The sequence below is a fragment of the Dietzia timorensis genome, assembly GCF_020742175.1.
GTDB lineage: Bacteria > Actinomycetota > Actinomycetes > Mycobacteriales > Mycobacteriaceae > Dietzia > Dietzia timorensis_A.
The window spans coordinates 1-24835 of record NZ_DYXM01000006.1 but is presented as its reverse complement, the minus strand read 5'-3'; the positions used below and the strand labels follow the sequence as shown (position 1 = coordinate 24835).

The 24835-nt window shown below is 65.2% G+C and carries 20 protein-coding genes; 10 read left to right on the top strand and 10 right to left on the bottom strand.

The annotated features are described in order from the left end of the window. The first annotated feature begins 129 nt into the window (after positions 1-129). The 4 genes from glnA (K8V11_RS00235) to K8V11_RS00220 all read left to right on the top strand — a co-directional run bounded on the left by glnA (K8V11_RS00235) (position 130) and on the right by K8V11_RS00220 (position 5622). Entirely contained in the window at positions 130-1470 is a 1341-nt protein-coding gene (glnA, locus tag K8V11_RS00235; RefSeq protein ID WP_303910093.1) for a type I glutamate--ammonia ligase, read from the top strand. Further along, positions 1467-4568 (top strand): bifunctional [glutamine synthetase] adenylyltransferase/[glutamine synthetase]-adenylyl-L-tyrosine phosphorylase, encoded by a 3102-nt coding sequence (locus tag K8V11_RS00230; RefSeq protein WP_303910091.1) that lies wholly within the window; start codon positions 1467-1469, stop codon positions 4566-4568. The genes glnA (K8V11_RS00235) and K8V11_RS00230 overlap by 4 nt, the downstream gene beginning before the upstream one ends. 72 nt (positions 4569-4640) lie before the next feature. Beyond that, a complete protein-coding gene (locus tag K8V11_RS00225) occupies positions 4641-5009 on the top strand; it encodes a hypothetical protein (protein WP_303910089.1) in 369 nt (122 codons plus the stop codon). 64 nt (positions 5010-5073) lie between these two features. Further along, entirely contained in the window at positions 5074-5622 is a 549-nt protein-coding gene (locus tag K8V11_RS00220; RefSeq protein ID WP_303910087.1) for a DUF732 domain-containing protein, read from the top strand. Here the strand turns inward: K8V11_RS00220 and thpR are convergent. The 4 genes from thpR to K8V11_RS00200 all read right to left on the bottom strand — a co-directional run bounded on the left by thpR (position 5619) and on the right by K8V11_RS00200 (position 9697). Then, positions 5619-6224, bottom strand: a complete 606-nt coding sequence (gene thpR / locus K8V11_RS00215) for an RNA 2',3'-cyclic phosphodiesterase (RefSeq protein ID WP_303910086.1) — start codon at positions 6222-6224, stop codon at positions 5619-5621. The genes K8V11_RS00220 and thpR overlap by 4 nt on opposite strands. A 2-nt stretch (positions 6225-6226) precedes the next feature. Then, positions 6227-6919: a hypothetical protein gene (locus K8V11_RS00210; RefSeq protein WP_303910084.1), complete on the bottom strand. Its 693-nt coding sequence runs from the start codon at positions 6917-6919 to the stop codon at positions 6227-6229. Positions 6920-6998: 79 nt separating this feature from the next. Further along, positions 6999-8315 carry a zinc metallochaperone AztD gene (gene aztD / locus K8V11_RS00205; RefSeq protein ID WP_303910082.1) on the bottom strand — a complete coding sequence of 439 codons (1317 nt, stop codon included), beginning with the start codon at positions 8313-8315 and terminating at the stop codon, positions 6999-7001. Positions 8316-8473: 158 nt separating this feature from the next. Next, a complete protein-coding gene (locus K8V11_RS00200) occupies positions 8474-9697 on the bottom strand; it encodes an MFS transporter (RefSeq protein ID WP_303910080.1) in 1224 nt (407 codons plus the stop codon). 95 nt (positions 9698-9792) lie between these two features. Here K8V11_RS00200 and K8V11_RS00195 point away from each other — a divergent pair, with 95 nt between their 5' ends. Both K8V11_RS00195 and K8V11_RS00190 read left to right on the top strand, forming a co-directional pair. Next, complete coding sequence (locus tag K8V11_RS00195) at positions 9793-10707, top strand: LysR family transcriptional regulator (RefSeq protein ID WP_303910078.1); 915 nt, start codon at positions 9793-9795, stop codon at positions 10705-10707. A gap of 42 nt (positions 10708-10749) precedes the next feature. Next, positions 10750-11160 carry a DUF488 domain-containing protein gene (locus tag K8V11_RS00190; protein WP_303910076.1) on the top strand — a complete coding sequence of 137 codons (411 nt, stop codon included), beginning with the start codon at positions 10750-10752 and terminating at the stop codon, positions 11158-11160. Positions 11161-11186: 26 nt separating this feature from the next. On the opposite strand, the gene K8V11_RS00185 is transcribed toward K8V11_RS00190, so the two are convergent. The 3 genes from K8V11_RS00185 to K8V11_RS00175 are packed head-to-tail and all read right to left on the bottom strand — an operon-like array spanning position 11187 to position 16239. Next, on the bottom strand, positions 11187-13538 hold the full coding sequence (locus tag K8V11_RS00185; protein ID WP_303910074.1) for a glycoside hydrolase family 3 protein: 2352 nt from the start codon (positions 13536-13538) through the stop codon (positions 11187-11189). Between the two features lie 38 nt (positions 13539-13576). Next, complete coding sequence (locus K8V11_RS00180; RefSeq protein ID WP_303910073.1) at positions 13577-15622, bottom strand: NADPH-dependent 2,4-dienoyl-CoA reductase; 2046 nt, start codon at positions 15620-15622, stop codon at positions 13577-13579. A gap of 56 nt (positions 15623-15678) precedes the next feature. Beyond that, complete coding sequence (locus K8V11_RS00175; RefSeq protein ID WP_303910071.1) at positions 15679-16239, bottom strand: PadR family transcriptional regulator; 561 nt, start codon at positions 16237-16239, stop codon at positions 15679-15681. 197 nt (positions 16240-16436) lie between these two features. Between K8V11_RS00175 and K8V11_RS00170 the strand changes: the two genes are divergently transcribed. From K8V11_RS00170 to K8V11_RS00160, 3 genes are all read left to right on the top strand, one after another. After that, positions 16437-17777, top strand: coding sequence for an LLM class flavin-dependent oxidoreductase (locus K8V11_RS00170; protein ID WP_303910069.1), 1341 nt, complete (start codon positions 16437-16439; stop codon positions 17775-17777). Between the two features lie 78 nt (positions 17778-17855). Then, entirely contained in the window at positions 17856-18353 is a 498-nt protein-coding gene (locus K8V11_RS00165; protein ID WP_303910067.1) for an NAD(P)H-dependent oxidoreductase, read from the top strand. A gap of 127 nt (positions 18354-18480) precedes the next feature. Then, entirely contained in the window at positions 18481-20571 is a 2091-nt protein-coding gene (locus tag K8V11_RS00160) for a PhoX family phosphatase (protein WP_303910065.1), read from the top strand. Positions 20572-20692: 121 nt separating this feature from the next. On the opposite strand, the gene glnA (K8V11_RS00155) is transcribed toward K8V11_RS00160, so the two are convergent. After that, a complete protein-coding gene (gene glnA / locus K8V11_RS00155; RefSeq protein WP_303910063.1) occupies positions 20693-22129 on the bottom strand; it encodes a type I glutamate--ammonia ligase in 1437 nt (478 codons plus the stop codon). A gap of 199 nt (positions 22130-22328) precedes the next feature. Between glnA (K8V11_RS00155) and K8V11_RS00150 the strand changes: the two genes are divergently transcribed. Continuing rightward, positions 22329-22799 carry an RDD family protein gene (locus tag K8V11_RS00150; protein ID WP_303910061.1) on the top strand — a complete coding sequence of 157 codons (471 nt, stop codon included), beginning with the start codon at positions 22329-22331 and terminating at the stop codon, positions 22797-22799. A 32-nt stretch (positions 22800-22831) separates the two neighbouring features. Here the strand turns inward: K8V11_RS00150 and K8V11_RS00145 are convergent, their stop codons facing one another. Together K8V11_RS00145 and lipA are read right to left on the bottom strand one after the other, a co-directional pair. Next, positions 22832-23602 (bottom strand): DUF4191 domain-containing protein, encoded by a 771-nt coding sequence (locus K8V11_RS00145; RefSeq protein WP_303910060.1) that lies wholly within the window; start codon positions 23600-23602, stop codon positions 22832-22834. A gap of 146 nt (positions 23603-23748) precedes the next feature. Continuing rightward, entirely contained in the window at positions 23749-24777 is a 1029-nt protein-coding gene (gene lipA / locus K8V11_RS00140) for a lipoyl synthase (RefSeq protein WP_303910058.1), read from the bottom strand. Positions 24778-24835 lie beyond the last annotated feature (58 nt).

Here is a 24835-nt window from a genome sequence, read left to right as displayed (position 1 = left end):
GGAAAAGGCCTTGCCCATATCCTGCCACCCGGCGGGCCGCGACCGTAACCGGCCTTGACCCGCACGTGAAGTCGCGTGGGCGGGTACCGATTTAACACGGAGGAAACACCGAAGGCTTAAGGTGAACACATGAACCGTCAGCAGGAATTTGTGCTCAGGACGCTGGAAGAACGTGATATTCGGTTCGTCCGGCTGTGGTTTACCGACATCACGGGCACGCTCAAGTCCGTCGCGCTGGCGCCGGCGGAACTCGAAGGCGCGTTCAACGAGGGCATCGGCTTCGATGGTTCTTCGATCGAGGGCTTTTCCCGGGTATCGGAGGCGGACACGGTCGCGCGGCCGGACCCGTCGACGTTTCAGGTGCTGCCCTGGGCGCACGACGACGGCGGACAGCACTCCGCGCGCATCTTCTGCGATATCGCCAACCCGGACGGCTCGCCGAGCTTCGCCGATCCCCGGCAGGTGCTCCGCCGTCAATTGAGCAAGGCCGCCGACCTGGGATTCGCGTGCTACGTGCACCCCGAAATCGAGTTCTTCCTCGTCCGCAATCTCGACACCGACGGTCACGAGCCGGAGCCCGCCGATAACGGCGGCTACTTCGATCAGGCCGTGCACGAGCACGCCCCGCATTTCCGTCGTCACGCCATCGAGTCGCTCGAGGCGATGGGTATCTCCGTGGAGTTCTCCCACCACGAGGGTGCGCCAGGGCAGCAGGAGATCGACCTGCGCTACGCCGACGCGCTGTCGATGGCGGACAACATCATGACCTTCCGCTACCTCGTCAAGGAGGTGGCGATGCAGAACGGCGTGCGTGCGACCTTCATGCCGAAGCCGTTCAAGGACCACCCGGGCTCGGCGATGCACACGCACATGTCGCTGTTCGAGGGCGATAACAACGCCTTCCACGATCCTGACGACCCGTACCAGATGTCCGCCACCGGCAAGTCGTTCGTTGCCGGCATCCTGCAGCACGCGCCGGAGTTCTCCGCGGTCACCAACCAGTGGGTCAACTCGTACAAGCGGCTCATCGGCGGGGGAGAGGCGCCCACCTCGGCGACGTGGGGTCGCGCGAATCGCTCGGCGCTCGTGCGCCTGCCGATGTACACCCCGGACAAGGCGTCCTCGAGGCGCATCGAGGTGCGCAGCCCCGATTCGGCATGCAACCCGTACCTCGCGTTCGCAGTGATGTTCGCCGCCGGCCTCAAGGGCGTCGAGGAGGGCTACGAGCTGCCACCCGAGTCCGAGGACGACGTGTGGACGATGTCGCGTTCCGAGCGGCGCGCACTTGGCTACCGTGACCTGCCCGGCAGCCTCGAACAGGCCCTCGACGAGATGGAGAATTCCGAGCTCGTCGCCGAGGCGCTCGGCGAGCACGTCTACGACTTCTTCCTCCGCAACAAACGTAGAGAGTGGAACGACTACCGCGCCCACGTCACCCCGTTCGAGCTGAGAAGCTACCTGCCGCTGTGATCCGACCCGCGCACGCCGCCGACAATAATCGTCCCGTCGTGCCGAGCCCGGGGCGGCTCGGCCTCGTCGGCGAGGGCGCGAGCGCGAAGCTCGCCGACCTCGGCTGGACCACCGAGCAGTCGATCGACGTGCTGCGCTCGCTGTCACGGGCGCCCGATGCGGACCTCGCGCTGACGACCATTTCCCGCCTCAAGGAATCCCTCGACGAGCGCACCGATCTGCCCTCCGGCACCGCGTGGAAGGACCTCGACGCCGCGCTCCACTCCGACGAGACTCTGCGGGCGCGGCTGTTCTCGCTCACCGGTTCGTCCACGACGCTCGGCGACCATCTTGTCGCCGACCCGCACAAGTGGCCCCATCTGCAGCGCGAGTTCCCTGTTCGGGAGGACTTCTTTGCCGGCCTGTTGTCTTCGGTGGACGCCCGACCGGCACGTGTGACGTCGGAGACCGACGATTCCGGAGCCGTCCGCAACACGGCGAGCGACGATTTGACCTCGGCCGGCACGTACAGGGCCGGCATTCACGGCGCGGCCGCCGTCAACCCGCTGCGCGTCGCCTACCGCGACCAGCTCCTGGTCATCGCCGCGCATGATCTCGCCGGTTCGGTCATCCAGACCGAGCGGCCCGTTCCGTTCGGCGACGTCGTGCTCGCGTTGTCCGACCTTGCCGACGCAGCCCTCACCGCCGCGCTGGCGGTGGGCATGACGAACGTGTTCGGTGAGGACGAGATTACCAGCCGACTCGGTGTCATCGCGATGGGCAAATGCGGGGCCCGAGAGCTCAATTACATCTCCGATGTCGACGTCGTTTTCGTCTCGGACCCCGCAGACCCCAAGACCGCTCGCGTCGCCGGCGAGATGATGCGCATCGGTTCGATGGCGTTTTTCGAGGTCGATGCCGCGCTCCGCCCCGAGGGCAAGCGCGGCGAGTTGGTCCGCACCCTCGACTCGCACGTCGCCTACTACAAACGTTGGGCGAAGACCTGGGAGTTCCAGGCGCTCCTCAAGGCCAGGCCGATGACCGGGGATATGGATCTCGCGCACTCCTACGTCGAGGCGGTCGGCCCGATGGTGTGGACGGCGTCCGAGCGCGAGGACTTCGTCCATGACGTGCAGCGCATGCGCCGACGGGTCGAGGAGAACGTGCCGAACGAGCTGCTCGACCGCGAGCTCAAACTCGGCCGCGGCGGACTTCGTGACGTCGAGTTCGCCGTGCAGCTACTGCAGATGGTGCACGGCCGAGGCGACGAGACGTTGCGCGTTCAAAATACCGTCGAAGCGCTCGTGCGGCTCGTCGACGGCGGGTACGTGGCTCGCGCGGACACGGGCAAACTCATCGACGCCTACGAGTTCCTCCGCCTGCTCGAACACCGTCTCCAGCTCCAGCGCGTCAAGCGCACGCATCTACTCCCGGAGCTCGGGGACGAAGAGGGCTACCGGTGGCTCGCCCGCGCGGCGGGTATTCGTGCCGAGGGGATGCGCGATGCACCGGGCATGCTCGCCGAACGGTTACGTGTGCTGCGCTCGCGCGTCCGTCGTCTCCACGAAAAGCTTTTCTACCGTCCGCTGCTCGATTCCATCGCGGCCTATGACGCCGAGGCGCTGTCGCTGTCCTCGGAGGCGATGGAGCGCCAGCTCGCCGCACTCGGCTTCGGCTCGCCGCGCAACGCAGTCGGACACCTGCGCGCGCTTATCGGTAGCTCCAAGCGTCGGGGCAGGATCCAGTCGCTCATCCTGCCGACATTGATGGAATGGCTCTCGGAGACCGCCGATCCGGATGCCGGGCTGCTTGCCTACCGCAAGATCAGCGAGGAACACCAGGAACTGTCGTGGTACCTACGCCTGCTCCGCGACGACCATGTCGCAGGCAAACGCCTGATGACCGTCCTCGGGAATTCCGCCTTCGTGCGCGAGCTTCTGCAGCGCGCACCCAACGTAATCCTCGACCTTGCGGACGGCGCCGAGGGGCCGAAGCTTCTCGCGTCCGACGCTCAGACGATCGCCCGCGCACTCACCGCGTCGGCGGCGCGACATTCCACCCCGGAGAAGGTCATCTCGACCGCGCGCTCGCTGCGCCGCGCGGAGCTCGCCCGGATCGGGTGCGCCGATATCCTCGGGATGCTCGACGTCGAAGACGTTGGCGAGCGGCTCACGTCGCTATGGAATTCCGTCATCGAGGCAGCGCTCTCCGCCGTCATTAACAATGCCCTTCCCGAGGACGGGAAAGCGCCGGCCGAGGTCGCTGTGATCTCGATGGGACGGCTCGGCGGGCGCGAGCAAAGCTACGGATCGGACGCGGATGTTCTTTTCGTGTGTCGCGCGGCTGAGGGTGTCGAGGACGAGGTCGCCATCAAATGGGCGACGTCGGTGTGCGAGAGCATGCGCAAACTGCTGGGCACCCCCTCCTCGGATCCGCCGCTCGAGGTCGACGCGGATCTGCGCCCCGAGGGGCGCAGCGGGCCGCTCGTGCGGACGCTCGGCTCGTACCGCGCCTACTACGAGAAGTGGGCCGAGATATGGGAGCTGCAGTCGCTGTTGCGCGCCTCGGTGTGCGCCGGGGACACGGACCTGGCCATCGACTACCTCCACATGATCGACGAATTCCGCTACCCCGCGGACGGGATGCCGGAGAAATCGGTGCTCGCCATTCGGCGCATGAAAGCACGCGTCGACACGGAGCGGCTGCCGCGAGGCGCGAACCGGTCGACGCACACGAAGCTAGGCCGCGGCGGCCTAGCCGACGTCGAGTGGACCGTCCAGCTACTCACGATGCAATCAGCGTCGCAGGTGGAAGGGCTACATACGACCTCGACTCTCGAAGCGCTCGCCGCGGCGGCATCTGCCGAGCTCGTCTCGGAGTCCGACGCCGAGGACCTGCGCGCCTCATGGACGATGGCGGCGCGCGTGCGCAACGCGCTTGTGCTCGTGCGCGGCAAACCGACCGACGAGCTGCCGACGAGCGGCAAGGTCGTCGCGGGCGTCGCCCAGATCTGCTCGGGCAAAGAGGCGGCGCTCGATACCGCGGAGTTCATCAATGAGTACATGCGCGTCACCCGCATCGGGCACAAAGCGGTCGACAAGGTGTTCTGGGGCGAATAGAGACTCCGCGGGGGCGGGAATTTCGGGGTGAACCCCGATGACGCGACCGACGTGCCGGAATAGGCTGGAACCATGCCGCTCGAGATGAAACTCACGCTCAAACTCGCCGACGTGACCTACGGCGAGCTCTACGACTTCGTCGCCGCAGCGAAAGCTGCCGGGGTTCCCGCGGAAGAGAAGGTGCTCTGCGTCGGATCCGATGCCGAAGGCGACCGTTTCGAGGTAGACCTCGCCGACCGCAAGCCCGGCTCCGTGATCCGCGCCGCCGGGGCCGGGGACGACTCGACCTCGCGGGCGGGGGCGCATTCGATCGGAGGTGAAGGCGCTGGGACCGAACCTCCCCGCGCGGTGGCCGAATTCCTCCGACGATCTCTGCGCAGCGAGGCGGATGTCGACAAGGTGATCGGCATGCTCTCGGACATGCGGAAGTTTCTGCGCTAGGCGATTGTCGGCGCTACCCAGCGCCGCTACGGGTGTTTGCCGCTCTCTCACCTATCATTTGACTATGCGTTCGACAACGAAGATGACCTTCCCGGTGCGGCGCGGCGTCGCCGCGCTCGGTCTCGCCGGCACCGCGGCCCTGACCTTTGCGGGCTGTTCCCAGCTACAGGTGGCCGACGACTTCGAAAATCCCGCGTCCTCGTCGACGACGGAGCAGACGACGACTTCGGCGACTTCGAGTCAGCCGGCCCCCGCTCCGGCCCCACGAGAAGGGGAGGCGCCACCACCAGAGGGCGAAGTTCCTCCGCCGGAGGGAGAGGTACCGCCACCGCCCGAGGGCGAGGTTCCTCCGCCCCCGCCGCCGGTCGGCGATCAGCAGCGCGATAACTTCATCGCGTTGACGCAGCAGTTCGGTGCGGCCATGCCCGAGGGCGTGGATCCGGTGCAGGTGATCACCGAGGCGTGCGGTCAGCTCGACCAGAATGCTCCGGTGGGCGACGTCATCAACGGTGTTGCAGAGCGCGGCCAATACGATCCGGAAAAGGCCGCGTTCTTCCTGGCCAGTGGTGTGCCCGTGTATTGCGACGGAAACGTCGCGAAGCTGACGGGCTAAGACGTAGCTCCCAAGGGAAACCGGGCGAGCACCTCGTAGGCCGGCGCGCCGCCCGGGCCCTCGCCGAGTCGGGATTCGAAAAGCTCGATCGCGTCGACGTCGAATTCCGGGCCCGAGTACACGCTCAGAGCGTGAACGAAGTTGTCCAATCTTGGGGTGCTGTTGCCGACCACTGGGGACGAGCGACGTCCGCGCCTTCGCTGCGTACGGTGGCTGTTCGAAAGTGTCGCGACGGAAAGATGCGCACGATTGCGGCGTGGCAAGTCGGCGTCGAGAAGACATTCGGACATCAGCCCGCGCAGGCGGTCCGTTTCCCCGCCCACCCCGATCCACAGCCGGGTCGAATGGAACGCCCCGGCGCCGGCAAGGTGCACGGACATCGGCGAGTTGGCCACGGCCACGGACCGGAGGTAGTCGCTGATTTCCTCAATGGAGCCCGCCGGCTGCTCTCCGTAGAACGACAGCGTTATGTGCCAATTCGCGCGTGGCGTCCACCGAAGGGTCTCCCCGGCGCGGGCTCGAACGTCCTCGAGCGCGATGTCGAGATGATCTCGAACGGGCTGCGGGGGAGTGATACCGGCGAAAAGACGGATCGATCCCATACCTATTGAGCGTAGACCTGCCCGAAGGACGTCTGTGCGACTATTTCGCCGCCGGATCCATAGACGTAGAGCTCGGAGCCATCGATGAAGATGCTCGTGTCTCCCGAGGCGAGCGTTTCGAACTGGGCGTTCGTCGTGCCCACGCCGGATTGGGTGGCGATGTCGTGTTCGGCTTCGCCTCCGCGGAACAATCCCTTGTAATACAGGCCCCCTCCGGGGGTGGCCACGCAGATCAGGGCGTAGTCCGCGCCGTTGCTCCCCGCGTAAACCCAGTCGTCGGAGGCATTGCACGTGACCCCATTTTTCCAGCCGCGCGGATTAAGCCCGGCCGGCAAGGACGTCGATTCGGAAGAGGTCGAAGTGGATGCGGGCGCCGAGGGACTCGGCGGCGTGGAGGTTTCCGCAGGTGCTGACGTCGCGGTTGACGACTGAGTTTCGGATTGCTGCGCGCGGCCGTCCCCGGAATTCGACTCCGTTGTGGGGGCCACGGTGAAATCGTCGACCGCGTTTGGGCTCGGCTCGTCGGAGCTCCGGCCGAGTAGCCACACCGCGGCAATGATGCCCACGGCGGCGACGAGTGCCACGACGAGCGCGGCGATGATCCACGCGGTCGCGGCACCTCGCCGCCTCGGTTCGTGCGCTGCGGTATCCCAGGCATCGCGGTAATAGCCGCCCCCGCGGTGTGGATCAGTCATACCTGCAAGTATCGCACGACCGAGCCGCAGTTTCGCGTCTTGCTGTGATGGTGACGCCCGCCGCGGCACGTGTGGCGACCTAGTCGATGTCGCCGCTCACACCGGTCAGTTCGTTGGGCGCGTGAGGAAGCAGAGCGGTCTGGGTGACCTCGCCGGATGCGAGGTCCACTTCGTGGAGCAACTTCTTTTCCGGCTCGCTGACATACACCGTCTCGCCCATCGTGAACACCGTCGGGCGCGCCTCCTGCCACTCGGCCGGTTCCCGCCATTCGTCGATGACCTCGACTGCATCGGTCTCCACGCCGCTGTCGGGGTCGATGACGTGAAGTGCGCCGTCGGTACCGAGAATGAGCGCCTCGCCGCCGGGGCCACGCTCCAGGGAACGGAAGCTATAAGAGGTGCCGAGATCGACCAACCGCATGGTGCCCGTCTCGGTATTGGTGAGCGAGATCCTCTCCGGCCGCTCGAGTTCGGCGTCAGGGTCGACCTTGTAGTCGCCGAGTACGACGGCGGAGTCCTCGCTGCCCTTCTGGTTGCCGATCCTGCCGTACGCGTCCGGTGCGTCGATCTTCGTGAAGCGCTCGCCATCCCACACGACGATTCCGTCCTCGCATCCCAGCGCAATCCTTCCTCCGGCTGCGGGAGCTTCTCCGTGCACGCCGGGGCATTCCTCTGTCGACGCGACCTCGGCGTGGTTCGCGTCGATAACCTTCGCGCCGTTGCGCGAGTCGGCGTCGCCGGTTGTCATCAGTACGCTGCCCCCGGGCAGAGCCACGGCAACGCCGTGATGGGGCTCGTCGGCGACGGCAGTCTCCGGCTCGGGGTAGTCGCCGTCACGCATGTCCTCGGTCGTCACGGTCTGCATTCGGCCGTCGCCGTCGGAAAAGAGCACGGTCTTTCCTTCGTGCGCGACGACATGTCCGGGCTCCTCCGCGGAATACACGGTGTCGGTGAGCGCGGGGGACTGGACGTATGAATGCGAGTGATCGCCATGCGGCTCGGACCACGTTCCCGCGTCGTAGACCCGGAATCCCTCTGGGGTGGACACGAAGACATTCCGCCCGTCTCCGGCCGGGTTCACCCGCAGGAAGCCGGGCATTTCGGTGGTGTCGAGCACCTCGAGCGTGTCGGCGTCGAGAGTCATCAGCCCGCCGTCATAGGTGGCCACGAGTCGGGCCTGCGGGCCGGCGGCCTCCTGGGGAGCTTCGGTGCCCGGTCCCGCATCGTTGCCGCCTATGACGTCGGACGTCGCCTCCGCCCCGGCGGGCGATTCCGCGCCTCCCTCCTGTATCGCGCCGGACTCGTTCGAACAGGCGGCGGCAAAGACGGCGGCCGTCATCGAAACGCCCACGAGCGTCCCGAGCCTGCGGCGTTCTATGGCGAGTTGGCTATTCACAGTGCGTAAATCCCTTCGTCCCGCGGGTGAAGTTTTCACCCCGCATCCAAACTGATAATGAAAACGATTATCAGTAAGGGTGAAGGCTAGCACCCCCGGATCTCGGTTGGTCGACCGGGATTGGGGGTGCCGGAACTATGAGACGAAGAGTGGGGTGGTCAGCGCCTGCCGCGAACGAGACCGAACAGTGTGACGCCGGCGAGGGCGAGCAGCGCCAGAAGCGCGAGGATCAGCCCGCCCCAACTCGTGTGGTGGAACACCAGGCCCGATAGGTATCCGAGCGCGGACGAGCCGAGGTAATAGCAAAATAGGTACGTAGACGAAGCCTCGGCGCGATTGGATTTGGCCAGTGCCCCGACCCAGCCGGAGGCGGTTGAGTGTGCGGCGAAGAAGCCGCCGGTCATCACCGCCATTCCCAGTAGTACGAGCAGCAGGTGCGACGACAAGGTGAGGAGCAGCCCTGCCGCCGCCGCGGTGATTCCAACGCCGACTACGGCGGTGCGGCCGACTCGCGAGGCGAAGGTGCCCGCGCGCGCCGAGGTCCAGGTGCCGACGAGGTAGATGAGGAACACCAGGCCAACGGCGGCCTCGGAGAAGCCGAAGTCCGAACGCAAACGGAAGCCTAGATAGTTGTAGAGGGAGACAAACACGCCCATGAGGAGAAACGCGAGTATGTAGAGCCCGGCAATCTGCCGGTCGCGCCAATGTGCGGCCAGAGCGGCGAGCTCACTGCGAAGCGTGATGGTCTTGGGTTCGAAATTGCGCTGATGGGGCAAAAGTACGGCGAAAATGATCGCGAATACCAGTGCGAGCAGCGCCGTGGCGAGCAGGGCCCAGCGCCAGCTGCCGAGCTCGAGCATTCCGGCGGGGACGAGCCTGCCGAGAAGCCCGCCAATCGTCGTGCCGGCGACGTATTTCCCCATCGCCGCGGGAAGGGACTCGGCGGACATCTCCTCGGCGAGCCACGCCATTGCGACTGCAGGAACGCCGGCGACGAAGACTCCCTGGATCGCCCGGCCGGCGACGAGAACTTCGATCGTCGGAGATGCCGAGAGTGCCACGCCGATCAAAGTCGCGACGACGGCGGAGATAATCATTACCCGGCCGCGCCCGAACCGCTCGGAGAGGATCGACGCGGGGATGATCGCAGCGGCAAGCATTCCGGTGACCGCCGAGACGGTGAGCGATGCCGAGGCGGGGGAGACGTGGAGCTGTTCGGTCAGAGCCGGCAGCAGCGCCTGTGTCGCGTACATCGCGTTGAACGAGGCGAGGCCGGCGGCGATCAGCGCGATTATCGCCTTCGAGTACTCCGGCGCGCCGGGGTGCAGTCCGGCGTCAGGCAGTGTCTCGGAGGTAACTGTGGTCTCGGAACTCGCAGGCATGCCTCTACTGTGGGTGTTTACTTGACATGCGTCCAATGCATATAAATGGACAATGACTTGTACTAGATGCATGAGCACAGGGCGGTGAGGGCAACATGTTGATACGAGGCTGGAGTCCCGAGTGGTTTCTCACACTCTGCACGATCGGCTCGATGAGCGCGACGGCGGATTTCCTGGGCATCCCACAGTCGACGCTGTCGCGGCGGCTCCAACGCCTCGAGCACGATGTGGGCACGCAACTTTTCGACAGGGCCGCCGGCGGGCTGAGCCTCAACAGCCGCGGGGAGGTGCTGCGCGAGCATTTGGGCCGCGCGGATGCCGAGGTGGTCGCAGGGGTTGAGGCCGTGCGACGGATAAGCGACCCGGACCGCGGCACCATCCGCTTCGACTTTCTCCATTCGTTGAGCACCTGGCTCATGCCTCGGCTCGTGCGCGGTCATCTCGGCCGCCGGCCCGGCGTCGAGTTCGTGCTGCACCAGGGCCCGGGGGTCGAGCTGTCCGAGCGCGTCGCGGCCGGGCTCAGCGATATCGCTCTCGCGACGCCGAGGCCGACGGACCCAGACCTCGAGTTCGTTCTCGTCGCCGATGAACGACAGGGGCTCGCCGTGCCCCGCGAACATCGCCTCGCCTCCCGCCGGCGCGTCCGTCTCGCCGAGGTTGCCGGCGAGCCTTTTGCGACCCTGTTGCCCGGGTACGGCACGCGCCAGGTCTTCGACGAATTGTGCGCCGAGGCCGGCTTCACCCCGCGCATCGTGTTCGAAGCCGGCGAGATCCCCACCGCCGGTGGACTGGTCTCCGCCGGGCTCGCGCTGGCCGTTGTCCCGCTCGGCTATCCGTCGATGCAGCCCGAAAACACGGTGGTTGTGCCGCTACAAACCAGAATCCGCCGAGAAATCGGCGTCGTACGCAACGCCCGTGCGGCCCCGAATCCCCCTGTGGAGGAGTTCTGGGCACATGTGACGTCGGAGGCGCCGGGCCTTCTCGCCGACTCGGAGATCGCCCACCTCTGAAATCGGTGTCGACACTTCGCTTTCTGGGCCTACACTCGGGGTATGTCCACAACAAAGAAGTCTTCGAAACGTGGCGACATCCTTATCGACCGTGTCTACGACGCCCGTAAGGGCGAAGGCGTGCCGGAGGGCGCCGAGTGTTTTCTCGTCGACCGGCTGTGGCCGCGCGGCGTGGCCAAGGACTCGATCGAACTCGACGGCTGGCCGAAGGAACTCACGCCGTCGAACGAACTGCGCAAGCGATTCCACGACGGGGATCTCGATTGGCCAAACTTCTCGAAGGCGTATCGGAAGGAACTCGACGACTCCTTCACAGCAGGCGATCTCGACGAGGCGTTGTCGGAGCTGCGCTCATCGCTGACCGAAGGCGATGTCGTCCTCCTCATCGCGGGGAAGGACACCGAACACACCCACGCCAAGGTGCTGCGCGACTGGCTGCAGGGCGCCCTTTAGGAACGTCGCCGCTTCGCCTCCCGGCCTCAGGGGAGCCGGTTGAGCACCACCAGCGCCGCATCGACGATCTTCCAGCTCACCTTCCCGCCACTGGCTGAGGCGAGCGAACGCAAGGGGAACTCACGCATCGCGGACTCGAGGAGTTGGTTGGATTCGCCCTTCTCGCCCGCCCGGGAGGCGACCGCGCGGAGGAGACGCGGAAGCACAAGCCCGGCGAGTTTGGACATCTGAATCTCTGCGATCGTGCTGTCCCGGGTGAACGGACGGGCCGGGCGCGGGCTGGGGATGGACCGACCCAGTAGCGCCGCGAAACCGGCGTCGTCCGCTGCGCCGAGGACCCGCTCGTCTGTCACGCCCTCCGGGGAATCGGAACCGGCGACGTCGACGCGGGATTCCCACACGATGTCGGCACTATTGCGGCCGACCTGCACGATAACCTCGCCCGGCGGACACACCCACCGCTCTTGCCGCGGACTATAGACGTGGAACGCATCGGCGCTGACCTCCACCTCGACCGAGACTTCCTCGCCGGGAGCGGTGTCGACCGAGGTGAAGCCGGCGAGCACCCGCGCGGGAGAGGCGACCTCCCGCGCGTCGGCGAGATAGACCTGGATGCACTCGCGGCGCGGGCGGCCACCGGTGTTTCGAACCTTCGCGTACACCGTCGGGGTGGTGGTGCCCCACCGCACGTCGGCGGGAGTGACGGTCGTGGCGGACAGGGAGAAATCGGACCACTCGGTGGACCCATAGCCGAGGCCGTAGCCGAACGGGAACCGCGCGGCCGGGCCTGCGGTGGCATGGTGACGGTAGCCTACCGACACTCCCTCGCGGTGCTGAACCTGGCGGATCGAACCCGGGAACCACGGATCGGCGAGAAGGTCTGACAGTCGTTCCGGAACGGATTCGGCGAGCCGCCCCGACGGCTCGGCGTCACCGAAGAGGATGTTCGCGATCGCGTATCCGCCGGCCTGCCCGCCGAGGTACGCCTCGACAATCGCGGCCGGCGGCGTCGTGGACGCCCACCCCATGTCGACTGGGGACCCGTTGCACAGAAATACGATTGTGCGGGGATTGACCGAGGTGACGGCCTCGATGAGGTCGAGTTGCTGTTGCGGTAGCGCGAAGGAGGTGCGGTCGACTCCTTCGCTTTCCGCGGCCGCAGGGAGCCCGGCGACGAGGACGACCGTTTCGCAGCCGCGTGCCACGGCAACTGCCTCGGCGAGCTTGCGCTCGTCCCGGGCATCGGGACGTGCGGCGTCATACCCGGGAGCGAAGAGGTGGGCGATGTCGCGTTCGCCGAGCGCATCCCGAAGCGAGGTCAGGCGCGCAGAGTTGATACGTGAGCTGCCCGCGCCCTGATAACGCGGCGATTCCGCGAATTCGCCGATGACGCCGAGGGAACCGGACGTGTCGATGGGGAGGGTGCCATCGTTGGTCAAGAGCACGGCGCCGGCGGCCGCGGCCTCGGCGGCGAGCGCGTCGTGTTTGGCGATGGTGTTCGCGTCGATACCGGTGTTCTCGACATGCGTAGAGACCTTCTCGGCCAGGGTATCGAGGCGCGTGACGGCGCGGTCGAGAGCGAACGCGGTGACGGCATCGCGCTCGGTATCGCGAAGGAGCTCGCCGGTATTGAGCTCGGAGCCGGGCATTTCGAGGTCGAGCCCGGCCTTGAGCGCCTCCGCTCGGGGACCCGTGGCTGCCCAGTCGCTCACAACCACGCCGTCGAAGCCCCACTCCTCGCGCAGGATCGAGGTGAGCAGCGTGCGGTTACACGAGGCTGTGGTGCCGTTAACCGAGTTGTAACTGCACATCACCATCCACGGCTCACTCTCGCGCACGGCGATCTCGAATCCGCGGAGGTAGAGCTCTCTGAGCGTGCGCTCGTCGAGGACGGCGTCGACCGAGTAGCGGAATGATTCCTGGTTGTTGACGGCGAAATGCTTGAGAGTCGCGCCGGTCCCCGTCGACTGGATGCCGCGGACGAGAGACGCGGCGAGAGTGCCTGAGAGCAGCGGGTCCTCGGAGAAATATTCGAAGTTTCGTCCGCACAGCGGATGGCGTTTGATGTTCATTCCCGGGCCGAGGAGGACATGAACGCCGAGAGCCGCCGCCTCAACGCCGAGCGCCTCGCCGACGCGGCCGAGAAGATCCCGGTCCCACGTCGACGAGAGCGCGGAGGCCGTGGGGAAACACGTGGCCGGATAGGCGTCCTCCAGGTCGAGAGCGTCTCCGCCGCCGACCTGCCTTCGCACCCCGTGCGGTCCGTCGGTCATGACGACCCGCACCCCGTCCGGGCCGAGGGGCATGGTGTTCCAGAAATTTTCGCCGGCCACCGCGCGGACGCGGGAGTCGAGCGTGCGTCGACCCTCAGTGCTCATGGCCCACGTCTACCATCTTTTAACGGCGTCCGCGCCCGTCAGTCGAGAGACGCGGCCAGCTCCGTGCCCTGCTTGATCGCACGCTTGGCGTCGAGCTCGGCGGCGACGTCTGCACCGCCGATAATCGAGGTCGCCACCCCTGCACGGGTCAGGGGATCGACGAGCTCACGGACCGATTCCTGCCCGGCGCAGATGACGACCGTGTCGACATCGAGGACGCGGGTATCGGTGACCTTGCCATCCGAGTCTCGGAAGGACAGGTGCAGCCCGGCGTCGTCGATCTTGTCGTAGGTGGCTCCGAGGATCTGTTCGACGCCCTTCATCTTCACGCTCGCGCGGTGCACCCAACCGGTCGTCTTGCCGAGTCCCTTGCCCATGCGCGAGGTTTTGCGCTGGACCATGTACACCTGCCTCGCCGCCGGTGCCGGGCGCGGCTTGGTGACGAAACCGGGAACCTCCGGATCGTCGTCCACGCCCCACTCCTGCTCCCACTCCTTGAGATGGAGCGTTGGGGAGTTGTCGGTGGTGAGGAACTCGGCGATATCGAAGCCGATACCGCCCGCACCGACGACGGCGACGGTGTCCCCGATCTCGCGGTCGCCGAGTACGCAGTCGGCGTAGCTCATGACTTTCGGATGGTCGATTCCCTCGATATCGGGCATGCGCGGGGTGACTCCCGTCGCGACGACGACATGGTCGTAGCCCTGCGAGATGAGCTCGTCCGCCGTCACTCTGGTGCCAAGCCGCACGTCCACGCCGAGCCGGTCGAGCTGGGTGGTGAAGTAGCGGATGGTTTCGGAGAATTCCTCCTTGCCCGGAATGCGCGCGGCGATGGAGAACTGGCCGCCGATCGAGGAGTCCGCCTCGAACAGCGAGACACGGTGCCCCTTCTCCGCGGCAGACACCGCGGCCGACAGCCCGGCCGGGCCCGCGCCGACGACGGCGACCTTCTTCGCATGCCTTGTGGGGGACAGTACGAGGCTGGTCTCGCGACCCGCGCGCGGATTGACCAGGCACGAGACCTTTTTACCGACGAAGGCGTGGTCGAGGCACGCCTGATTGCAGCCGATGCACGTGTTGATCTCGTCCGCTCGCCCCTCGGCGGCCTTGGCCATGAAATGTGGATCGGCGAGCAGCGGCCGCGCCATCGAGACCGCGTCGACCTCGCTGCGCTCGAGAATCTCCTCGGCGACCTCGGGGGTGTTGATGCGGTTGGAGGCGATGAGCGGAATCGAAACCTCCCCGCGCAGGCGCTCGGTGAACTTGACGAACGCCGCGCGCGGAACGGACGTGACGATCGTCGGCACCTTGGCCTCGTGCCAACCGATGTCGGTATTGATCGCGTCGACGCCACGTGCCTCGGCTTCGCGGGCGAGCTGCGTGATCTCATCCCACGTCTGTCCGCCCGCAACGAAGTCGGCGATCGACTGGCGCAGGATCACCGGAAAATCGGAGCTCACGCGCGCGCGGATCGCGTCGATGACCTCGAGAAGGAACCGCTGCCTGTTCTCCGTCGACCCGCCCCACTTGTCGGTGCGATCGTTGGTGTGCGGGCAGAGAAACTGGTTGATGAGATAGCCTTCGCCGCCCATGATCTCGATCGCGTCGTACCCCGCCTGCTGCGCGAGTTCGGCGGCCTTCCCGTACGAGGAGATGACATGGCGGATCATCCGATCGGACATGCGCAGATGCTTGAACGGGTGGATCGGCGAAGGCTCGGTCCCGGGGGCCACCTTGAGCGGGGTCACCCCGTAGCGGCCCGCGTGCAGGATCTGCATGCACACCAGCCCTCCGGCCTCGTGCACCTTCTTCGTCACGCGTCGGTGGTGGATGACGTCGAGCTTCCCGGTCATCTTGGCCCCGAAGGGCAGCAACTGTCCTGTTCTGCTCGGTGCCACGCCGCCGGTGACGATGAGTCCGATTCCCCCACGCGCGCGTTCGGCGTAGAAATCGCCGAGCTTGTCGGCGTTCCACACATGATCTTCGTATCCGGTGTGCATGGACCCCATGACCGAGCGGTTCGGCAGGGTCATCGAGTTGATGCGCAGCGGCTCGAAAAGATGGGGAAAGTGGGCGTTCGACATGGGGTTTCTCCTAGGGGCAGGGTCGTAAAGGAGTGTGGTCGGTCGGTGGGCGGAGGTTACTTGGCGGGCGCCGAGTCACGGAGTTCGCCTTCGAGCGCGTCGATGACCTCGGTGCACCAGTCGACGAAAAACGTCTCCACGCCGATCCCGCCGCGGAGGACGAGATACTGGTGGAGCTTTCTTCCGGTGCGCGCGGAGTCCGGAGGGAACTGTTCCGCGGCGAAGGTGTGGAACAACTCCAGGCGGGAACGGTGGAGCTCGCGATGGCGATCGATCTCGGCGATTAGCCGGGGCAGGTCGGCATGTTCGGCCGCGCGGATCTTGACGCCGAGATCGTCTCGCAGGGTCTGGATCGGTGTGGGCGTGACGACCCACTCGCGCAGGAAGTCTTGCCCTGCGCCAGAGAGCGAATACACCTTCTTGTCCGGCCGCCCGTCCTGGGCGACCGACTCGCAGTCGACTAGGCCGTCCTCGGCCAGGCGGCCGAGGGTGCGATAGATCTGCTGGTGCGTCGCGGACCAGAAGTGCCCTATCGACGTGCTGAACTGCCGGCCCAGCTCGTAGCCGGTGCCGGCGCGCTCCGCGAGCGACACGAGGATCGCGTGTTCCAACGCCATGGGCAGCACATTACGACGAGCCGAATCCATATGCAACGAAGTTATGTGCAACAAGGTGCATATAGGGGTGGGGAGGGATCGGAACTCCGCCGTCATACACGGGAAAAGGAGGAACCAGCATGAGTCGAAGTCTGGGGTAGCGGCGCCGTGCGCTTGTAGCTTTGGCCGGAAGATACAGCGGCAGGAAGGCCCGGAAAATGACTCGTGAGCTACACCTTGGTGGATTCCAGATCGCCTCGCACGTTGCACATTCCCACGCGGCGTGGCGGGATCCGGGGTCTCAGCTCGACTTTCTCGACGCGAAGCATTGGACACGCATCGGGCGCACCCTGGAGCGGGGGAAATTCGACTTCGTCTTCTTCGCCGATCTGCTGGCGGTGCCGACGAACTACGGCGGGAACGAACGCGAGGCCCTTCGGCGCGGCACGCAGGCGAGCGCGACCCTTGAATCGTCGGTTGTCGCGGCGACGATCGCGGGGGTTACCGAGCGCCTGGGCATCGCGCTGACCAAGAGCACCACGTATTTCCATCCCTTCGATCTCGCCAGGCTGTTCTCGAGCCTCGACCACCTGTCGGGCGGACGCGCGGCGTGGAACATCGTCACCTCGCTGAGCCGGGCGGAGGCGCAGAACTTCGGGCAGGACCTCGCGCTGGACCACGACTCTCGGTACGAGCGCGCGGAGGAGTTCGTCTCCGCCTTTGTCCAGCTGGTGGAGAGCTGGGATCCCGACGCGCTGGTGCTCGATAAAGATGCGGGTATCTTCGCCGATCCGGACAAGGTGCACGCCATCTTCCACGAAGGCAAGTACTTCCGTTCCCGCGGGCCACTTCCCACTCCGCGTTCCCCGCAAGGGCGCCCCGTCCTGATCCAGGCGGGATCCTCCACGACCGGAAAAAACTTCGCGGCGCGGTGGGCGGACGCGATTTTCGAGATCGATCCGACCGCCGAGGGGCGCAGGGCGTACTACGAAGACGTGAAATCCTTGGTCAGCGATGCGGGGAGAAACCCCGACGGAGTGAAGGTCCTGCCGTCGTTCATCCCATTCGTCGGCCGGTCGCGTGCCGAGGCCGAGGACAAGCAGGCGCGCCACAACGAGAATGCGGATCCCATCTCCGGTCTGCTGACCCTGTCCGTGCACACGGATCACGACTTCTCCGTATACGACCTGGATGCTCCGATCGAGGACATCGAGGTCTCGGGAACCCGTGGGCTGTTCGAGGTGGCGCGGGGGCTGAGCAGGCGCGACGACCTCAGCCTCCGGGACATTGGGAAGCTCTACGCCCAGGGCGTGCTGCTCCCGCAGTTCGTCGGTACCGCGCAGGACATCGCGGACCAGATCGAAGACGGATTCCACGGCGGCGAGGCCGACGGTTTTATCTTGTCCGCTGCGCAGACTCCGGGGACCTTCGACGACTTCGTCGACCTCGTCGTGCCCGAACTGCAGCGTCGGAATCTGTTCCGGCGCGAATATCGCGGTGCGACGCTGCGCGAGCACCTCGGGCTCGAGCCGGCCTTCGATCTTGTGCCCGCGCGCTAACCGCCTGCTTGTGGCCTGGCCGAACAGCGCCCGAGGCCTACGTTGCATTAGCTCGAACACTTATCAAGGAGAATCGTTGTGACAACAATCGCCGTCGTCGCCGGAAACCCGAAGCCCGCGAGCCGCACCTTGGCAGCGGCGCAGTACGTGGCCACGGAGCTTGCGGGCGAACCCGATCTCGTCGTCGATTTGGCCCTGCTGGGGGCGGATCTGCTCGATTGGCAAAGCGAGAAGGTTGCGACACTCGTAGAGGATGTCGGCCGTGCAGATTTCGTGATCGTCGCGAGCCCGACCTATAAGGGCGCCTACACAGGACTGCTCAAGCTGTTCCTCGACCGATTTCCCGGGGGAAGCGGTCTGTCGGGTCTCGCCGTCCCGCTCATGCTCGGCGGCGGTCTCGCTCACGCGCTGGCCCCCGAGCTTGTCCTGCGGCCGGTGCTCACCGAGCTCGGCGCCACGGTTCCCGGGCGCGGGCTCTTCGTGGTGGACACGGAATTCGACAATCCCGGCGCGTATACAGAATGGTTGACGGCGACGTCGCCCATTATCCGTGACCGATTGGGGCCGCGCGGGTGACCCTTTTTCGATAGACGGCCGGAGTTCAGTGGACATTCACCTTTGCGCCACTGCGACTTTGCTGCGGCTCCCTACCCTCGCTTCGGTAACTTCCGCAAAGACCGAACGAGAAAGAGGCTGCCCCCTCATGCTCCCCATCGGACAAAATCTCCTGGCGAAGATGGACTTTCGCTCGAGCCGATCCCACCGAACCTGCATCTACAAATGTGGAGACGCTTGCGCAAAGCCCGTCCGCAACACCTCCGATAATCTCTACTTCCGGGATGTGGTCCAGCGGGAATTCGACCGTCGCACGGTGCTGCGAGGGGTCGGGGCGGCGACGGTCGTTGTCGGCGGAACGAGCATGCTCGCCGCCTGCGGACAGGATGGTTCGGGTTCGACAGCGGGGGCCGCATCGTCCTCGGCCCCCGAGTCCGCTCCAGAGCCGCCCGCCGGCCTACGGTTCGAGATGGTCGCCCCGAACACCGAAGACAAGGTGATCACACCACAGGGCTACGAGAACGATGTGGTGATCCGGTGGGGTGATCCCGTCGTGGACGGCGCGCCAGAATGGAAGCTCGATGGACAGACGCCGGAGGATGCAGAGAAGCAGTTCGGATTCAACTGTGACTTCGCCGCGCTTTTGCCCATCGAGGGCTCTGACACGCGTTTCCTGCTTGTGAGCAACCACGAGTACACCACGCCGCAGCAGATGTTCCCCGGCTACGACGCTGATAACCCGAGCGAAGACCACGTGAAGATCGAATGGGCCAACCACGGTCTGTCGATCGTAGAGGTCGAAGGCAACGATTCCGACGGGCGCCTCAAGCCGGTGATGGGCAAATACAACCGCCGCATTACGGCGACGACCGAATTCCTGATCACCGGGCCTGCCGCAGGTTCGGACCTGCTCAAGACGAGTAAGGACGACACGGGCACCAAGGTGCTCGGCACGTTGAACAACTGCGCCGGATCGGTGACCCCGTGGGGCACGATCCTGTCCGGAGAGGAAAACGTCGACCAATACTTCGCCGGCGGCGATCGCGTGCCCGAGGACGAGGATCGCGAACGCTTCGCCCGGTACGGCATGGAAGACGAGGAGACCGCCCGCAAATGGGAACGCTTCGACAAGCGTTTCGACATCACCGAGGAGCCCAACGAGGCACACCGCTTCAACTGGGTGATCGAGATCGACCCGTGGGACCCGGAGTCGACCCCGGTCAAGCACACGGCACTCGGCCGTTTCAAACACGAGGCCGCAGCCATCCACGTGGCGGACGACGGAACTATCGTGGCGTACTCCGGCGACGATTCCCGCTTCGAATACATCTACAAGTTCGTCTCCTCGAAGAAAATCGTTGAGGGCGACGACGCCGAGGCGCGCCGCGAAAACATGAAGGCGCTCGACGAGGGCGTCCTCTATGTGGCGAGCTTCGAGGGGAATTCGGACGATTTCGAGGAGAACACTCTCCCCGAGGACGGCGCCTTCGACGGCACCGGACGCTGGCACAAGCTCGCCACCTGCAAGTCCGACGGGTCGGTGGAATCCCACATCGACGGAATGAGTGGGGAAGAGGTGCTCGTGTTCAGCCGCTTCGCCGCGGACGAGGCGGGTGCCACGAAGATGGACCGCCCAGAGGACGTCGAGGCGCACCCCGAGACCGGCAAGGTCTACGCGGCGCTGACGAACAATGAGTACCGCGGGGCGGGGCGCCCCGGCAAGGACGACGAGCCAGCGATGGAATATGCGCCGGTCAAGGAGAACAAGAACGGCTACGTGCTGGAAATCGACGACGACACGGCAGGGGAGGAGTTCACCTGGAACCTGCTGCTCGTCTGTGGTGATCCGGACGCCGCCGAGACGTACTTCGGCGGTTTCGACAAGTCGTCCGTCTCTCCGATCTCGTGCCCGGACAACCTGGCCTTCGACAGCTTCGGCAATCTCTGGGTATCCACCGACGGCAACGCGCTGGAATCCAACGACGGGCTGTTCGCCGTGTCGCTCGAGGGCGACACGCGCGGATTGACGAAGCAGTTCCTCACGGTTCCGGTCGGCGCTGAGACGTGCGGCCCGGTGGTTACCGAGAGCCGGGTCATCGTCAATGTCCAGCACCCGGGCGAGGACGACGAGGCGACGGTCGAAACGGGTACCTCGCATTGGCCCGAGGGCGGCGATTCGCTGGCCCGTCCGTCCACGGTCGTGGCCTGGCGCAGCGACGGCGGCCCGATCGGCGAGTGAGGACGAACGGGCGCTGCGAACCCGAGAGGGCCGGCACGTCCGACGTCATAAATGAAAAGGCCGGGCCCCTTCCGCGAACAATGCGGTAGGGGCCCGGTCATATGAGCTGGTGACGAGCTGCCTAGCAGTCGTAGTAGAGCTCGAACTCGTGGGGGTGCGGACGCAGACGGACCGGGTCCAGCTCGTTCTCGCGCTTGTACTTGATCCAGGTCTCGATGAGATCCTCGGTGAACACGCCACCCTCGGTGAGGTAGTCGTGGTCGCTTTCGAGGCGGTCGATGACGGCATCGAGCGTAGTCGGAGCCTGCGGGATTCCTGCGGCCTCCTCGGGGGGAAGCTCGTAGAGGTCCTTGTCTACCGGCTCCGGCGGCTCGATCTTGTTGCGCACGCCGTCGATGCCGGCCATGAACATGGCGGCGAACGCCAGGTACGGGTTGCCGGACGGATCGGGGCAACGGAACTCGATGCGCTTGGCCTTCGGGTTGTTACCCGTGATCGGGATGCGCACACAGGCAGAGCGGTTGCGCTGCGAGTACACCAGGTTGATCGGCGCCTCGTAGCCCTTGACCAGACGGTGGTACGAGTTGATCGTCGGGTTCGTGAAAGCGAGCAGCGACGGAGCGTGGTGCAGGATGCCGCCGATGTAGTGGCGCGCCATGTCCGACAGGCCCGCGTAGCCGGCCTCGTCGTGGAACAGCGGCTTGCCGTCCTTCCACAGCGACTGGTGGCAGTGCATGCCCGAACCGTTGTCGCCGTAGAGGGGCTTCGGCATGAAGGTCACGGACTTGCCGGCCTGCCAGGCGGTGTTCTTGATGATGTATTTGAACAGCTGCAGATCGTCCGCCGACTTGGTCAGCGTGTTGAACCTGTAGTTGATCTCCTGCTGGCCGCCCGTGCCCACCTCGTGGTGTGCACGCTCGAGCTCGAAGCCGGCGCCGGCGAGCTTGACGGACATCTCGTCGCGGAGGTCCTGGTAGTGGTCGTACGGCGCGACGGGGAAGTAGCCCCCCTTCTCACGCACCTTGTAACCGAGGTTCGGCGAGCCATCCGGGTTGACCGGGTTGCCGCGGTTCCACCAGCCCGATACCGACTCGAGCTCGTAGAACGCGGAGTTCGTGTTCGTCTCGTAGGCCACCGAATCGAAGATGTAGAACTCGGCCTCAGGTCCGAAGCTCACGGTGTCGGCGATGCCGGTCGAGATGAGGTATTCCTCCGCCTTCGCGGCGACGTTACGCGGGTCGCGCGAGTAGGCCTCGCGAGTGAACGGGTCGTGGACCGAGCAGACGATGTTGAGCGTCTTGCGGATGCGGAACGGGTCGATCTGAGCGGTCGACGGATCCGGGAGGAGGATCATGTCCGACTCGTCGATGGACTGGAATCCGCGGATCGACGAGCCATCGAAGGCCAGTCCCTCTTCGAAAACATCCTCGGTGAACTGATCTGCCGTGATCGAAAAGTGCTGCTGCACTCCGGGCAGGTCGGTGAAACGGATATCGACGAACTCGACACCTTCGCTCTTGACGTACTCGATTACCTCTGCGGGGCTATTGAATCCCACGATGCGGTTCTCCTTCGTAACTACGCCTGATGGCCGGTGCCATCGGCTGTGTACTCCATTAAGAATAGAGAACTGGTGTTGCCCGTCCATCACTGCCATGTTTCGTCGACGTTAACCGAGGCAATATTTCGCGGCGTTTTCGCAGGTTTTGGCGGACGCAAATTACGTTCGAAGTGCCGAAACACATAGAGTGAGACGCATGCGCAAGGTAACGGGTTCGTGGCTTTCCGGTCCGCAGGCAGCTCTTGACGAGTCTCCTAGCAACTTCGCGGGGGAGAAGCTTGGCGCGACCGAGCATGGGCCAGGATCGATCGCCACGCTGGGGCGACGCGTAGGTGCGCTCCTCATCGACTGGCTTATCGTCGCTCTCCCGACAAACTTGATTCTTGGAGTAGACGGCAGCTGGATCCTCGGCGGAATCTCCTCGACTATCCCGATCATTTGGGCATTTATCTCCGTGGCCTCGGTATGGGCGTTCTCGCTGACGCCAGGGATGGCAGCAACGGGTCTCGCCGTCGGACGCGTCGATGCCGACGCCCCGGTCGGATTGTGGCGTGCCGTTGTTCGCACTCTACTGACCTTGTGTGTGTTCCCCGCGCTCTTCCAGGACGAAGACCTGCGCGGAATGCACGACCGCGCTACCGGAACTGCGGTGGTTCGCAGTCGGTAGCGCGGTCGCGGGGTTGCCAGCGGGGTCGGCTTCTACTTTCCGCCCTTGCGGCGAGCGGTGCGATTGACGCTGCGCACCTTTGCGCCCTGCGGCATCGGGCCCTTGGGCATCGAGGCCTGCATCCCCGACTTCGCGTTGAGTGAATTGAGTCGGGTATCGAGCGCATCGATCTTGTCACGCGAGATATTCATCGGGTACCGGGTGAGGCGACGATTGAGCTTGGGTAGCTCCACCTGCTCGGGCGACGCCTTGGTATCTGCGCCCTCGACGACGATGAGCTCGTAGATCGGGGTATCGCCGACGATCCGCGCGACCTTCTTCTTCTCCTGGGTGAGGAGCGGCTTGACGCGGTGCGGTTCTCCCTCGCCGACTAGCACGATCCCCGGGCGTCCCACGACACGATGGACGGCATCGAAATGGGTGTTCATCGACACCGACTGGGTAACACGCCACCCACGGCGCAGCTGGTCCAACGTCCACGCGGCGGCGCCAGGCGTTCCCTCGTACCGGTTGTACATAAGTCGCTGGATCCGACGGGAGAAGAATGTCATCGCCAGCAGGATGCCCAGGAGAATACCGAGGAACAGCATCCACCACTGGCCGCCCCACAGGAGGCCGACGAGGAACGCGACGACGGCGGTACCGATGATGATCGCAATGACGCCCGGAATGAAGAGCTTGTCTTCCTTCGCGAGCATCTTGAGGACCTGCCAAAACTGCCCACGCTGCTGCTTACCGTTTGCGCGCTTGGCCTGTTTCGCGGCCTTCTTCTCTTCTTTGGATTGTTTATCGCTGGCTGCCATGAGTATAAGGATAATGCCCAGCGCGACGATAGATTAAACCCGACGTTGACAGACGCGTCGAGTCCGTCGTCAACTGCGCGAAAGCGATGCCGGGGACCGCGCGGCTTTGCGGATCCCCGGCATCGGAGTGGCTTGGTGAACCAGCGCTAAACGCGGGCCGCTTCGCGTTGGAGTTGGCGGTCGAGCACCGAGCTGGCCTCCTGGGTAGCCGACTTCTCGGCGGTGAGGTGGGAGAGATTCTCCGGCACGTCTAGCCCGTGTGCGTGCATCGCCTGCGCGTACAGCTTTCCCGCGCGGTACGACGAGCGCACGAGCGGACCTGCCATAACCCCGGAGAACCCGATCTCGTAGGCGGCGTTCGACAGATCAACGAACTCCTGCGGCTTGACCCAACGCTCGATCGGATGGTGCAGCGAGGACGGGCGCAGGTACTGGGTGATCGTGATGATGTCACAGCCGGCGTCGTGCAGATCGTGGAGCGCCTCGACAATCTCCTCGTTGGTCTCACCCATACCGAGAATGAGGTTCGACTTGGTGACCAGACCGAAGTCGCGGGCCTGCGTGATCACGTCGAGGGAGCGCTCATAACGAAACGCCGGGCGGATCCGCTTGAAGATGCGCGGCACAGTCTCCACGTTGTGGGCGAGCACCTCTGGACGAGATTCGAATACCTCGGCGAGGAGATCAGGCTTGCCGTTGAAGTCCGGGATGAGGTTCTCCACGCCGGTGTTCGGGTTGAGCTCGTGGATCTTGCGGACCGTCTCGGCGTAAAGCCAGGCGCCGCCGTCGTCAAGATCGTCGCGTGCGACACCGGTGATCGTCGAGTAGCGCAGATCCATCTCGCGCACCGACTCGGCCACGCGGCGCGGCTCATCGCGGTCCAACGGGCTGGGCTTTCCCGTGGAGATCTGGCAGAAATCGCAGCGGCGCGTGCACTCGCTACCGCCGATAAGGAACGTGGCCTCCCGGTCCTCCCAGCATTCGAAGATATTCGGGCAGCCCGCCTCCTCGCAGACGGTATGGAGGCCGCCGCCCTTGACCAGCCCCTTGATGTCGCGGTATTCGGGCCCCATCACCGCCTTGGTGCGGATCCATTCTGGCTTGTTCTCGATCGGGGTAGCGGCGTTCTTCGCCTCGATGCGAAGAAGTTTCCGGCCTTCGGGTGCGACAGTCATGGTCGCCATGCTACGCCGGAAAATGTCCATGGGCTAAGCGCCCTACGAGTGGGGGAGG

Coding starts and splice junctions, on each gene's coding strand:
- glnA (WP_303910093.1), top strand. CDS start 130: ATGAACCGTCAGCAGGAATTTGTGCTCAGGACGCTGGAAGAACGTGAT.
- K8V11_RS00225 (WP_303910089.1), top strand. CDS start 4,641: ATGCCGCTCGAGATGAAACTCACGCTCAAACTCGCCGACGTGACCTAC.
- K8V11_RS00220 (WP_303910087.1), top strand. CDS start 5,074: ATGCGTTCGACAACGAAGATGACCTTCCCGGTGCGGCGCGGCGTCGCC.
- thpR (WP_303910086.1), bottom strand. CDS start 6,224: ATGGGATCGATCCGTCTTTTCGCCGGTATCACTCCCCCGCAGCCCGTT.
- K8V11_RS00210 (WP_303910084.1), bottom strand. CDS start 6,919: ATGACTGATCCACACCGCGGGGGCGGCTATTACCGCGATGCCTGGGAT.
- K8V11_RS00200 (WP_303910080.1), bottom strand. CDS start 9,697: ATGCCTGCGAGTTCCGAGACCACAGTTACCTCCGAGACACTGCCTGAC.
- K8V11_RS00195 (WP_303910078.1), top strand. CDS start 9,793: ATGTTGATACGAGGCTGGAGTCCCGAGTGGTTTCTCACACTCTGCACG.
- K8V11_RS00190 (WP_303910076.1), top strand. CDS start 10,750: ATGTCCACAACAAAGAAGTCTTCGAAACGTGGCGACATCCTTATCGAC.
- K8V11_RS00185 (WP_303910074.1), bottom strand. CDS start 13,538: ATGAGCACTGAGGGTCGACGCACGCTCGACTCCCGCGTCCGCGCGGTG.
- K8V11_RS00180 (WP_303910073.1), bottom strand. CDS start 15,622: ATGTCGAACGCCCACTTTCCCCATCTTTTCGAGCCGCTGCGCATCAAC.
- K8V11_RS00175 (WP_303910071.1), bottom strand. CDS start 16,239: ATGGCGTTGGAACACGCGATCCTCGTGTCGCTCGCGGAGCGCGCCGGC.
- K8V11_RS00170 (WP_303910069.1), top strand. CDS start 16,437: ATGACTCGTGAGCTACACCTTGGTGGATTCCAGATCGCCTCGCACGTT.
- K8V11_RS00160 (WP_303910065.1), top strand. CDS start 18,481: ATGCTCCCCATCGGACAAAATCTCCTGGCGAAGATGGACTTTCGCTCG.
- K8V11_RS00150 (WP_303910061.1), top strand. CDS start 22,329: ATGCGCAAGGTAACGGGTTCGTGGCTTTCCGGTCCGCAGGCAGCTCTT.
- K8V11_RS00145 (WP_303910060.1), bottom strand. CDS start 23,602: ATGGCAGCCAGCGATAAACAATCCAAAGAAGAGAAGAAGGCCGCGAAA.
- lipA (WP_303910058.1), bottom strand. CDS start 24,777: ATGACTGTCGCACCCGAAGGCCGGAAACTTCTTCGCATCGAGGCGAAG.